Genomic DNA, 12,057 nt, shown 5'->3' with positions numbered 1-12,057 from the left:
TAATTTAAGTTCAACTGATAATAATTGATTATGCCAGAACTGCGCAAAGACCCCATCATCGGCCGCTGGGTGATAATCTCCACCGAGAGGGGAAAACGCCCGGTGGATTATGAGATCCCCGCCCCGGCGGTAATCCATGGCTCCTGCCCCTTTTGCTACGGCCAGGAGCACCTGACCACGCCCGAGATCCTGGCCGTCAGGCCGCCGGAAACAGCCCCCAACTCCCCCGGCTGGCAGTTAAGGGTGATCGCCAACAAATACCCGGCCTTAAGGGTGGAAGGAGAACTGGAGAAATCCGGCGAAGGGCTTTACGACAAGATGTCCGGCATCGGGGCCCACGAGATAATCGTGGAAATGCCTGAACACAACCGGTTTTTATCCGACCTGGACATACCGCACATCCAGAACATTTTATCCGCCTACGTTTCCCGGATGCAGGATCTGAAGCGGGATACCCGCCTGAAATATTTGATGATATTCAAGAACCAGGGTTACCGGGCCGGAGCCTCGCTGGAGCACAGTCACAGCCAGCTGATAGCCACACCCATCGTTCCCAAGTCTATCAATGAAGAACTGGCCGGAGCCCAGGAATACTATAATTACAAGGAACGTTGCGTTTTCTGCGACATAGTCAAGCAGGAAACCGAAGACCGCCGCCGGCTGGTGCTGGAAAACGAAAACTTCATCTCCATCGCCCCCTTTGCCGCACGTTTCCCCTTTGAATGCTGGCTTATGCCCAAGAAGCACGAATCCAATTTTGAGAACATCACCCCCGCCGATCTGGCCCTGTTGGCCGCCATACTTAAGGAGACCCTGCTCCGCATCAAGGCCTCGGTCAGCAATCCTCCTTACAACCTGGTGCTGCATACCGCCCCCTGTCAGATGTCCGGGCTCCAGCATTTTCACTGGCACATGGAGATAATGCCGCGCCTTACCCGGGTGGCCGGGTTTGAGCGGGGAACCGGGTTTTACATCAACCCCACTCCGCCCGAGGAGTACGCCCAGTTTCTGCGGGAGGTGGAGATAGGTTGAGCCGGCGGCCATTGCACATAGTGACTGTTTCCTCCGAGGTCCATCCCTATGCCAAGACCGGGGGACTGGCCGATGTGACCGGAGCCCTGCCTCAGGCCTTGGCCCGGTTGGGCCATCAGAACACAGTCATTTTGCCGGCCTACCGGATAGTTGACCGCCGGAAGTTCAATGTCACTGAGACCGGAAAGGCTGTGACCTGTTCCCTCGAAGATGCCAGCCACCGCATCAATATCCTTAGGTCAGATCACCTGCCGGGCATCAATACTTTACTTCTGGAACATCCGGCATTCTCGAACCGCCCCGAGCTTTACGGCACTGCTGCCGGAGATTACCCGGACAACGCCTTCCGCTTCGCCCTTTTCTGCCGGGCCGCCATTGAACTGATCGAAACTTTGGAACAGCCGCCCGATGTGGTCCACTGCCACGACTGGCAGACCGGCCTGATCCCGGCCCTGATCATATGCAGTCCCGGCCGAAAAATGTTTTGGGAAAAGGCAAAAACTGTTTTTACCATCCACAACCTGGCATATCAGGGCGTGTTCCCAAAAGAGCAATATGCGCTGACCGGACTGCCGGAAAAATGCTTCGCCCTGGATGGGCTGGAATTTTACGGCCAGGTGAATTATCTCAAGGGCGGGATATTCTTCTCCGACCGGCTGACCACGGTCAGCCCCACTTATGCCCGGGAGATACTGACCCCTGAACAGGGCTTTCAGCTGGACGGGGCGCTTAAGGCCAGGGAAAACATCCTGACCGGCATCATCAACGGGATCGATTCTATTGAATGGGACCCGGCCTCCGACAAATACCTGACGCTGAACTATGATCAGGCCCGGACAGCCAACAAGAACACCATTAAGCGCATCCTCTACAAAAAGCTGGGATTGGTCCATTCCGGGAACCGCCCCCTGCTGGCCATGGTCACCAGGCTGGCCAGCCAAAAAGGCTGCGACCTGGTGCTGGAAGCCGTGGATGAGCTGGTGGAACTAGGCTGTGACCTGGCCGTGCTGGGAACGGGGGAACAAAGGTATCACGATGCCTTTGAGCGGAAGAAACGCCTCTACCCCCAGAATTTTGGATTGAGCCTCATCTTCGATCCCGCCCTTTCCCATCTGATGTACGCCGGATCAGACATGTTCCTGATGCCCTCGCTTTACGAGCCCTGCGGCCTGGGCCAGATGATCGCCCTGCGGTACGGCAGCATCCCGGTGGCCAGAAGGACCGGCGGACTGGCCGACACCATAGTGGACTATGAGCCGTCCTTCTCCGATTCCAATGGCTTCCTGTTCGACGGGTTCAATTCCCCGGAACTGGTATCGGCGGTCAAAAGGGCCTTGCAGGTTTACCGCAAAAAAGAAGAATGGGCACTTCTGACCAGACAGGCCATGGCCGGAGACTTTTCCTGGGACCGGTCGGCCATAAAATATCAGGAGCTGTACTACTCGTTGCTTCAGGAGAAATAGTTTTTAGTTAGGCTATAACTCATCCCCCGCCCCTTCTCTTGGTAAGAGAAGGGGATTAAGGGGTTGAGTTATATTAGAATGAAATCAGATAATCATTAATCTTTGAACTTTAATGCTATGGCCCTGATCAATCAAGCCTCCCACGAAATAAGCTGCAAGCTGGTATTTTACGGCCCGGGCCTGGGCGGAAAGACCACCAACCTGCGCTATATCTACGAGAAGGTCTCCCCCGGCTCCAAGGGCCAGCTGATATCGCTGGCCACCGAACTGGACCGGACCCTGTTCTTTGACTTCATGCCATTGGACCTGGGAAGCATCCACGGTTTTAAGACCAAATTCCATTTGTACACCGTACCGGGCCAGGTGTTCTACAATGCCTCGCGCAAATTAGTTCTGCGGGGGGTGGACGGCATCGTGTTCGTGGCCGACTCCCAGACCGAGCGTTTTGGAGACACCCTGGAAAGTTTTAAGAACCTGGGAGAGAACCTGGCCGAGATGAAGCTAACCCTGGAAAGTCTGCCCCTGGTTCTGCAGTACAACAAGCGCGACCTGCCCAACACCGTCACCCTGGACGAATTGAACACCAAGCTTAACCCCCAGGGTTTCCCCTATTTTGAGGCCGTGGCCAACCAGGGCATCGGGGTGCTGGACACTTTGAAAGCCCTGTCCAAGATGGTGCTGGGGAATGTAGGGAAAAGGATCAGTTAAAAAACCGAACAATAAACTAATACCTTAATTTGCGTCTACATTACAAATAACCGCAAGTTGTTGCAATAACATAAAACCGAGGAAGAACTCCCTCGGTTTTAATCAAAAATACCAGAAAATCTGCTTTGACCGAGATCCAATACATAAAAGGGGTTGGCCCCAAGCGGGCTGAGCTGTTCCACAAGCTGGGCATCTTTACGGTGCGCGACCTGTTCTATCATGCCCCCCGCCGCTACATTGACCGCAGTATATTCACCAAGATCGCCGACCTCCATCCCGGCCAGGATGCCACGGTAATAGGAAAGGTCTCCGGCAAAAGCGTCAATTACGCCCGGCGGGGCTTTACCATTTTCAACCTGATGATCAACGATGACTCAGGTTTTTTGCCAGTCAAATGGTTCAACCAGACCTATTTAAAGGACAGGTTCGAGATCGGCCAGACCGTGGTCTTGAGCGGTTCCGCCAAATACGACCGGGGATTGGTCTTCCTGAACCCCGAATACGAGGTCATAGACGACGAGGATGCCGAGCTGATCCACACCGGGCGCATTGTTCCCCTGCACCCTTCCACCGCCGGGCTGTCGGCCCGGCAGATCCGGACCGTGCTCAAAGCTACCATGGAAGGGCATCTGTCTGATGTTACCGAATCCTTGCCTGAATCAGTGATCCAGAACCGGGGATTGATGCCTCTGAAGAATGCCGTCCAGGAGATTCATTTTCCCCAAAGCGCCCAGTTCGCCCAAAAAGCCCGGGAGCGCCTGGCCTTCGAGGAACTTTTCTATCTGCAGGTCCTGCTGCTGCAGCGCCGGAAGAACTTCTCCGGGCTGGCCCGGGCCGTTCCCATAATATCGCCGGACTGGCGCAAGAGATTCGAATCGGTCATCCCCTTCAAGCCAACTGAGGCCCAGGAACGGGTGGTGCGGGAGATAACCGGAGACCTTTCCCAGACCAAGCCCATGCACCGCCTGCTTCAGGGCGATGTGGGCTCCGGCAAGACCCTGGTGGCCTTTGCCGCCCTGATCCAGGCGGCCGGCCAGAACCTGCAGACCGCCTTGATGGCCCCCACCGAGATCCTGGCCGAACAGCATTATGCCGGGATCAAGCCCTGGCTGGACAAGTTGACCATCACCTCCGCCCTGCTGACCAGCAAAACCCCGCCAGCCGAAAAAAAGGAGATCTACCGCAAACTGGGATCGGGCGAGATACTGCTGGCCATAGGCACCCACGCTTTGATCCAGGAACAGGTGAACTTCAAGGCCCTGGCTTTGGCCATCATCGACGAACAGCACCGTTTCGGGGTGGCCCAGAGGGCCAAGATCCGGGCCAAGGGAAAAGATCCCCACCTGCTGGTGATGACCGCTACCCCCATTCCCCGCACCCTGGCCATGACCGCCTACGGCGACCTGGACATCTCGGTGATAGACGAACTGCCTCCCGGCCGCCAGCCCATTATCACCAAAGTGACATCGGAAACCAACCGGGCCAAGGTCTACACCTTCCTGGGCGATCAGATGAAGGCCGGGCGGCAGATATATGTGATCTATCCCATCATCGAGGAATCGGAGAAGACCGATCTCAAGGCCGCCATCAAGATGCACCGGCACCTGAGCGACGATGTCTTCAATGGTTTCAAGACCGGGCTGATCCACGGCCAGCTGGCCTTTGATGAGCGCCAGCAGGTGATGGAGGAATTCCGCCGGGGCGCCATTCAGCTGCTGGTGGCCACCACGGTGATAGAAGTGGGCATCGATGTGCCCAATGCCACGGTGATGGTGATCGAGCACGCCGAGCGCTTTGGCCTCTCCCAGCTGCACCAGCTGAGGGGCCGGGTGGGCCGGGGCCGGCACAAGTCGTACTGCATCCTGATGTCCGGCCAAAAGTCTACACCGGAGGCCCAAGCGCGCTTGAGTATAATGCAGAGCACATCGGACGGTTTCAAGATCGCGGAGGAGGACCTTAAGATCAGAGGCCCCGGAGAACTCTGGGGCACCCGCCAGCACGGCCTGCCGGCCTTGAAGATCACCGACCTGATCGCCGACGCCCGTTTGGTGGCCCCGGCCAAACAGCTGGCCCTGGAGACAATGCAAAAGGTTTTATCAACTGATGAACAGGACTTTCTGGACCACAACCTTAAATTCCATTTCCCCGATGCGCAAGAGTTGATCCAAACCGGGTAACAAAAAGCCCCCCGCCTTAAGGCGGGGGGCTTTTAACTGTTTTTATGCAACAAATTTAGAATCCGCTGAGTTCCAGGGAGGCTCCCAGCCCCAGTCCGGACATCTCCAGGTCTACGAAGGTGTTGGAATCCTGGCTGCGGGAAACGGTATTTCCGTTGTAGAAAGCTCCCAATGTCAGACCGCTACGGGAACCAAGGCTCAGCCTGATGCCTCCGGCCAGCCTCCAGCCGAATCCGGTATAATTGCCGCTTTCGGGCCGGCTGGTATCCGGGATGTCATAGGTTGTTTCGTTATAATCGTAAGAAACATTGGCAAAACCGTACCCCACCCGTCCTTCAATGAAGGGCTTGATGCTGTAGGTTATGTCCACCGGCAGGGTAATGACCACTCCGGCGCTGACGGGGAAATATTTGACCGAATGCTTGTAGGCCACTTCCCGGGTAGAAAGGGTCACGATCGACGAGGTATCAAGATCCACCGTGGTGCTCAGTTCCTTGGTAAATGTCTTGTTCATGAAATCCAGCTGGATGTTGGCCATCACCATCTGATCCACCCGCTGGCCGGCTCCCAGGGAGAACAGCACTGCGCCGCTTCCTTCCACCCCGGTTGGATTGAACCAGGCCGCCCCGCCGTTGATGGTCATGGCATTGGCTCCGGCCGCCAGGGCCAGGATCAGGGCCGTCATCAGAATCGTATGCTTTTTCATTCTATCACCTAAAACAGTTAGCGATTTCATTCAGAAAGGATCAGGCCAGGACTATGCAGGAGACCGGGCAGGCGTCCACGCAAGCTCCGCAACTGGTGCAGGCCTCGGGCTTCACCAGTTTGGCCTTGTCGCCGTCCATATCCAAAGCGCTTACCGGGCAGGCGCCCACGCAGGCTCCGCAGCCAATGCAGGCATCGAGATCAATTTTTGGAAGTTTTCCGGGCATGTTCGTGTTTCCTTTCTTTTATTTTTTGGCTTTGTTTTTATTTGCTTTTTCCAACCGGGCGATATCCTTCATGATCTCGCTTTTCTTGGCGTTCAGCATCCGCTCGTGCTTCAGTTCCTCGGAGACCAGGGCCTTGAACAATGACTTGATGTCATACTCATAGGAATAGGTGGCCTCCCGGGAATAACGGTCCTGGGCCATCCTTTCGTATTTCATGGCCATATCAAGGCTTTTTACCAGTTTTTTAGCCAGCTTCAGGTCTTCCATGGGTCTCTCCTTTTATGTTTTCTGTTTGTTCGCTGTTTAAAAAATAATGATATCATAATTGTTGGGTTTTGGCAAGAGGCTATAGTACATTGATTACTCCTGGACAGACAGGATTAACATGATTAACGGGATTCAACAATATACTGAAGGCTTCAGAAACCATGTTTTCATAAAATAAATCCTGTATATCCTGCCTGGTAATTTCCCCGGAGGGACTGCTAAAACAGTTTCAGCTCGCTCTCCCGTTCCCCGCCGGACTGGGCCTCGCTCTTGGCCAGGTATATATAACGGTCTATCAAATTGACGTAATCGCTCCAGCGCTTGTTCTGCAGGCCCTCCCGCTTGATGATCCGGGTAAAAGCCGCGGCGTGGGAGTCCATGTAATCGCAGTGGTGCACTATCAGCGCCTCCAGGGTGGAAGGCACCACCGGGCTGCCCTTATCCTTCTCGCCGTGGTGGGCCAGAATCATATGCCGCAGCCGCTTCTCCAGCTCCTTGGGAAAATCCTTGACCTTGGCGATCCGCTCCATCAGCATCTGGTCGCCCAGCACCACGTGCCCCACCAGCCGCCCCTCGTCGGAATAGTCTATGAAGGTGGTGACGGCGAACTCCCGCATCTTGCCCATGTCGTGCAGCAGACAGCCGGTCAAAAGCAGGTCGGCGTCCAATAATTGGTAGTTGTTGAGCGCGGCCCGGGCCAGCCGGCAGACCCCCAAAGTGTGCTCGGCCAGTCCTCCCAGGTGGGCGTGGTGCCACAGCTTGGCGGCCGGGGCCGCCAAAAACCCATCCAGGAACTCCGGGTCGTCGAAAAACGCCTTCAGCAGCTTGGCCAGGGCAGGGTTCCTGATCGCGGCCATCTCCGCCCTGATCCCGGCCTCCAGCTCGGGCCTGGTCTTCTCGGACCCGGGCATGAAGAACTCCAGTTTGTACTCGCCCTCTCCGGCCTTGCGGATGTTCTCCACCCGCAGCTGGGGATTGTCCTTGTATCTCCCGGCCAGGCCCTTGATCTGGACCACATCGCCCTGGGATACTTCCTTGAAAGCCTTTTCGGCCTCATTCCACATCACACCGTCGATCCGGCCGGTGGCGTCGCCCAGTTCCAGGTTAAGATAGGCCTTGCCGTCCGATTCCTTGGTCTTCAGCTCTATCTTGCGCAGGGCGTAAAAATCTATCACCTCTTTACCCGTGAAATTGTCCGACCTGATGTCCCTGATACAAACCCGTTCCATCAAACTCTCTCCGTAATATTCAAGTAATTGTATATTCATCCCGCCCAAAAGTCAACAAAAAAGGCCCGTTAGCTATCCGCAGACGTTGTCGTGAGCGTTAGCCGAACGATTCCGCAGATTAACACAGATTTTTACCCGACAAAAATCAATTGAATGTAAATGTTATTTTTAGCGTGTTTCGCGGGCAGGTACCCCGATCCCTCTTTTCAGGCCAGCACCACCGGAACGTCCGGCCAGTTTGTGGTATAGCGGGGCGACAGCTTCCTCTGGTTCATCTTCCAGGGCCGGTCGATGCCGGCGGCGGCGTACTTGAGGGCGCCCCGGCCCGTCCTGGCGTTGACGGCGTCCACCGCCTGCATAATCCGGTATTCCCCCGGGCTCTCCCGGCAGGACCCCAGCAGGTCCAGCTGGACGGTATCCCCGGGGCCGATCCCTGACAACAGCACCCCGGCCCGCTTGTAGGAATAGCCCGGCTTGAAGATGCTCTTAAGGCCCCGGCGGACCAGCTCCAGCAGGCGGGGGGTGTAATCGGTGGGTTCGGGCAGGCTCAAAGTAACGGAGTTGGAGTACTGGGGCTCGTCCCGAAAGCTGTTGCTGGCGATGAACACCGTCAGCAGTGAGGCCTTTGACCCCTGTTTTCTCAGCTTTTCGGCGCACATGGCGGTGAACTCGGCCGCCGCTTGCTCCAGGTCCTCCTTGGAATAAATGTCCCGGCCGAAGGAGCGCGAGGTCATGATGCACTGCTTGGGCGGCGGAGCCTCGTCCCCCTCGATGCAGGGATGGCCCCTCAGTTCCTCCACCGTGCGCAGGCCCGTCACGGTCATGTGTTTCTTGATCCAGTTGTCGTTGGCGTCCCGCAGTTGCAGGGCGTTTTGGATCTCGTAACGGTTCAGTAACTTTGAGTGCTTCCGGCCCACCCCCCAGATGTCCTTGACCCCGGTCTTTTCCAGAAAGGAGTCCAGCCGGGGATGGTCCGTCAGGTCCAGCACGCCGTCAAGGGCGGGGTCCTTCTTGGCGAAACGGTTGGCCAGCTTGGCCAGGGTCTTGGTGGGGCCGATGCCGATGGATACCGGGATCCCGGTCCACTGTTTTACCACGTTACGGATGTTCCGGCAGTAATTTCCCCGGTCGATGCTCATCCCGGCCAGCGACAGAAAGGCTTCGTCGATGGAGTAGATCTCCATCTCCGGGGTGAATTGGCGCAGGGTGGCCATCACCCGGCTGGAGAGGTCGCCGTACAGGGTGAAATTGGCCGAGAACACCGCCACATCGTGCTGCTCGATAATGGCCTGATATTTGAAGACCGGCTCGAACCCGGAGATGCCCAAAGCCTTGGCCTCGGCGGTCCGGGCGATGACGCAGCCGTCGTTGTTGGACAGCACTATCACCGGCCTGCCCTCCAGCGAAGGCTTGAACACCTTCTCGCACGAGGCGTAAAAGCTGTTGCAATCAACCAGGGCAAATGTTTGTTTCACGGATAGCATCTGATATCTTAATAACTGTTGAGAAATTAGACACTGAATTGCACTGATATTTTTTCATTGGGCTTATACCAGATATCCAACAGTGTCTGTCAGTGTCAGATTGTCCACCGCCGCAAATCCTACACCTTATGGATGACAAAAGTGACCACCCCCCAGATCTTCAGGTCGGCCAGGTCGTCCAGCTTCACCTCCGGATAATCCGGGTTCTCCGAGGCCAGGTACATCTTTCCGTTCCTTTGACGGAGCCTTTTCACCGTCAGCTCGCCGTCCAGGGCCGCCACCACGATCTTCCTGTCGCCCGGCTCCAGCGAACGGTCCACCAGCAGATGGTCGCCGGAATGGATGCCCGCCCCGGTCATGGAATTGCCCGAGACCTTGACGATGAAGGTGGCGGCCGGGTTCTTGATCAGGTACTCGTTCAGGTCCAATTTCTTCTCCACAAAATCGTCGGCCGGCGAGGGGAAACCGGCCGGGATCCGGGAACTGTAGACCGGCAGCATCACCCGGCCCTTTTTCCCCGGCCGGTAGATCCCGGTGACCCTGGTATGCATTTTTGAGGAAACAGGCATATTGCTCCCTTAATATGGTTCATGGTTCCGGATGACTGAGGATGATATACCCAACTAAGCAAGAAGTCAACCCCTAAAAAACGATCAGGCCTTGGAAGACCCAAAGCCTGATCGGGCAGATCATATTTCAGCTGTACGTTAAGTGACGTATCGCTTTAAATATCATAATTAACTAATTATTTAATAACTATTTATAATTACCTCTCATCCTGCCATCTTGGTCATTCCCTTAACGAAACTTAATACTACGATCCACACCGCCCAGGTGATAAAAACGGCCCAAAGCGACTTCTTTTGTTTGATCCCGGTGAATGCCGAATACCCTATGGCCATCACGGACAAAGTCCAGACGGCAAATATGTCCACCTGGGATAACAGCCGGAATAGGAAGGTCTCCTCCATCTCCAGCGGCAGGATCAAGGCCAGCGAAGTATGCACTTTGGCTGTTTCCATGACGAACATCAGCGGCACTTTGACCAGGCTGCCCGGGATGCTTACCATCCAGGCCCAGACCGTGGCCGCGAACATCTTAACGAAAGTGCTTTTGCCTCCCAGCATCGAAAACACGCCCCAAAAGACCAGCCCCACCGCCAGCCAGGCCAAAGGAAGGCCTATCACCACGTTAATCAGGCTGAAGATCGGATTTTCAATCCTTTGCTGGATCTGGGCCATGTTCTCCGCCGGAATGTCCGGGTTTTTGGCGATCTCGGCCAGTATCTCCGGCATCACAATGGGACGGGAGATCATCACCGCCGCGGCCGATACCGCCAGCACTATTATCAGCGGCACCCACCAGCTGGTCTTGGGTTTTAGCTGTTCAAAAACCTCCTCTGGTCTGTAATATATCCCGATGATCTTCTGCCAGATGTTCATAGCTTTCCTCCTTTATACAAAAGTTCTGCTATCTGTACTGCATTGGTGGCCGCGCCCTTGCGCAGGTTGTCGGCCGCCACCCACATCACGAAGGCCTGGGGGTCAAAGGGATCGGGCCGCAGCCGGCTGACGAAAACCTCGTCCTTTCCCGCTATCTCCAGCGGAGTGTGATATGAGTCCTTGGAAAAGACCACCCCCGGGGTTTTGGCCAGCAGTTTTTCCACCGCCCCCAGCCCGGCTTTTTCCCTGATCTCGAAATAAACCGACTCCGAGTGCCCGGTATCCACTGGGACCCGCACCGTGGTGGCGTTGACGGCCAGCTTCTTGTCATGGAATATCTTCTGCGTCTCCTTGACCATCTTCCATTCTTCCCCGCTGAAACCCAGCTCGGAAAAATCTGATATCTGGGGAATGACATTCCCGGCTATTTGCCTGGAAAAAGGCGAATTTTGAATTTTGAATTTTGAATTTTGAATTTGCTCTTCGAGAGCATTGCTTCCCGCCCGCCCCGCCCCCGACACCGCCTGGTAGGTGGAGACCACTATCCGCTTAAGGCCGAGTTTCCGGTGGATCAGGTTGAGCGCCACCGTCATTTGGATGGTGGAGCAGTTGGGATTGGCGATCAAACCCTTGTGTTTAAAGGCATCTCCGGGATTGACCTCCGGCACCACCAGGGGGACTCGCGGGTCCATCCGGTAATCCGAACCGTTGTCGATCACCACCGCCCCGGCCCTGATGGCGGCTTCAGAAAATATCCGGCTGGCACCCTTCTCGCCTTCGGTGCCGGCAAAAAAGATCAGATCGCATCCAAGAAATTCGTCCGGATCGATCTCGTTCACCCGGCAGACCTTCCGCCCGAACTGTACTTTTTTCCCGTCCGACCTGGCCGAGGCCCAGAGCTTAATTATCCCGGCCGGGAACCGGCGCTCGGCCAAGACCTGAAGGATGCACTGTCCCACCAGCCCGGTGGCACCCACCAGCCCTATGTTGACCTTTTTCCGGGTCATGGTTTCTGCTTGGTCAGGGTTTGAGCTATGGCCAGCACGGCGCAATTACCGGAGCCTTTGTGTTCCTTGTGTTCCTTGTGCTCCTTGTTTTCCTTGGCCGGGCCGCCTATGACAGCGTAAAAACGGTCCGGCTCCTTGTCCCCGCCGGCCAGTTCTTCCTGCTCCAGCCAAAACGAGCACTTATCCCTGATGCATTCTGCTTCTTCGGGCTTGCGGATGAATCGGATGGGACAGATCATCTGGTCCTCCAATTATTGGTGAAAATAGACTGATTTACTTTTACCAAGGAAACACGGGATTAAAGGAGGGCAAAACA

At 55.8% G+C, this 12,057-nt stretch carries 13 protein-coding genes; 4 read left to right on the top strand and 9 right to left on the bottom strand.

The features are described 5' to 3' along the window. Window positions 1-30: 30 nt before the first annotated feature. From galT to recG, 4 genes are all read left to right on the top strand, one after another. Complete coding sequence (gene galT, locus HZA73_06550) at window positions 31-1,032, top strand: galactose-1-phosphate uridylyltransferase (GenBank protein MBI5805691.1); 1,002 nt, start codon at window positions 31-33, stop codon at window positions 1,030-1,032. A gap of 11 nt (window positions 1,033-1,043) precedes the next feature. Next, on the top strand, window positions 1,044-2,495 hold the full coding sequence (gene glgA / locus HZA73_06545) for a glycogen synthase GlgA (protein MBI5805690.1): 1,452 nt from the start codon (window positions 1,044-1,046) through the stop codon (window positions 2,493-2,495). A gap of 117 nt (window positions 2,496-2,612) precedes the next feature. Beyond that, the gene (locus HZA73_06540; GenBank protein ID MBI5805689.1) at window positions 2,613-3,203 is read left to right on the top strand and encodes a GTPase domain-containing protein; all 591 of its coding nucleotides are present in this window, start codon (window positions 2,613-2,615) and stop codon (window positions 3,201-3,203) included. Window positions 3,204-3,328: 125 nt separating this feature from the next. Beyond that, a complete protein-coding gene (gene recG, locus HZA73_06535) occupies window positions 3,329-5,380 on the top strand; it encodes an ATP-dependent DNA helicase RecG (GenBank protein ID MBI5805688.1) in 2,052 nt (683 codons plus the stop codon). Window positions 5,381-5,435: 55 nt separating this feature from the next. Here the strand turns inward: recG and HZA73_06530 are convergent, their stop codons facing one another. The 9 genes from HZA73_06530 to HZA73_06490 all read right to left on the bottom strand — a co-directional run bounded on the left by HZA73_06530 (window position 5,436) and on the right by HZA73_06490 (window position 11,980). Beyond that, the gene (locus tag HZA73_06530; protein ID MBI5805687.1) at window positions 5,436-6,086 is read right to left on the bottom strand and encodes a hypothetical protein; all 651 of its coding nucleotides are present in this window, start codon (window positions 6,084-6,086) and stop codon (window positions 5,436-5,438) included. A 40-nt stretch (window positions 6,087-6,126) separates the two neighbouring features. Continuing rightward, the gene (locus tag HZA73_06525) at window positions 6,127-6,312 is read right to left on the bottom strand and encodes a 4Fe-4S binding protein (GenBank protein MBI5805686.1); all 186 of its coding nucleotides are present in this window, start codon (window positions 6,310-6,312) and stop codon (window positions 6,127-6,129) included. An 18-nt stretch (window positions 6,313-6,330) separates the two neighbouring features. Beyond that, complete coding sequence (locus HZA73_06520) at window positions 6,331-6,579, bottom strand: hypothetical protein (protein ID MBI5805685.1); 249 nt, start codon at window positions 6,577-6,579, stop codon at window positions 6,331-6,333. A 218-nt stretch (window positions 6,580-6,797) separates the two neighbouring features. Next, entirely contained in the window at window positions 6,798-7,808 is a 1,011-nt protein-coding gene (locus HZA73_06515) for an HD domain-containing protein (protein MBI5805684.1), read from the bottom strand. A gap of 206 nt (window positions 7,809-8,014) precedes the next feature. After that, complete coding sequence (locus HZA73_06510; protein MBI5805683.1) at window positions 8,015-9,283, bottom strand: Y-family DNA polymerase; 1,269 nt, start codon at window positions 9,281-9,283, stop codon at window positions 8,015-8,017. A 128-nt stretch (window positions 9,284-9,411) separates the two neighbouring features. Next, on the bottom strand, window positions 9,412-9,843 hold the full coding sequence (gene umuD, locus HZA73_06505) for a translesion error-prone DNA polymerase V autoproteolytic subunit (protein MBI5805682.1): 432 nt from the start codon (window positions 9,841-9,843) through the stop codon (window positions 9,412-9,414). Between the two features lie 222 nt (window positions 9,844-10,065). Continuing rightward, window positions 10,066-10,734 carry a YIP1 family protein gene (locus HZA73_06500; protein ID MBI5805681.1) on the bottom strand — a complete coding sequence of 223 codons (669 nt, stop codon included), beginning with the start codon at window positions 10,732-10,734 and terminating at the stop codon, window positions 10,066-10,068. Then, a complete protein-coding gene (locus HZA73_06495; GenBank protein MBI5805680.1) occupies window positions 10,731-11,741 on the bottom strand; it encodes an aspartate-semialdehyde dehydrogenase in 1,011 nt (336 codons plus the stop codon). Before HZA73_06495 ends, HZA73_06500 begins: the two co-directional genes overlap by 4 nt. Then, complete coding sequence (locus HZA73_06490; protein MBI5805679.1) at window positions 11,738-11,980, bottom strand: hypothetical protein; 243 nt, start codon at window positions 11,978-11,980, stop codon at window positions 11,738-11,740. Before HZA73_06490 ends, HZA73_06495 begins: the two co-directional genes overlap by 4 nt. Window positions 11,981-12,057 lie beyond the last annotated feature (77 nt).

Source organism: candidate division TA06 bacterium, from assembly GCA_016235665.1.
In the GTDB taxonomy this organism is placed as follows: Bacteria; Edwardsbacteria; AC1; order AC1; family EtOH8; genus UBA5202.
Note: the sequence above shows the minus strand (reverse complement) of the source record. Positions and strands in the feature narration are given on the sequence as shown.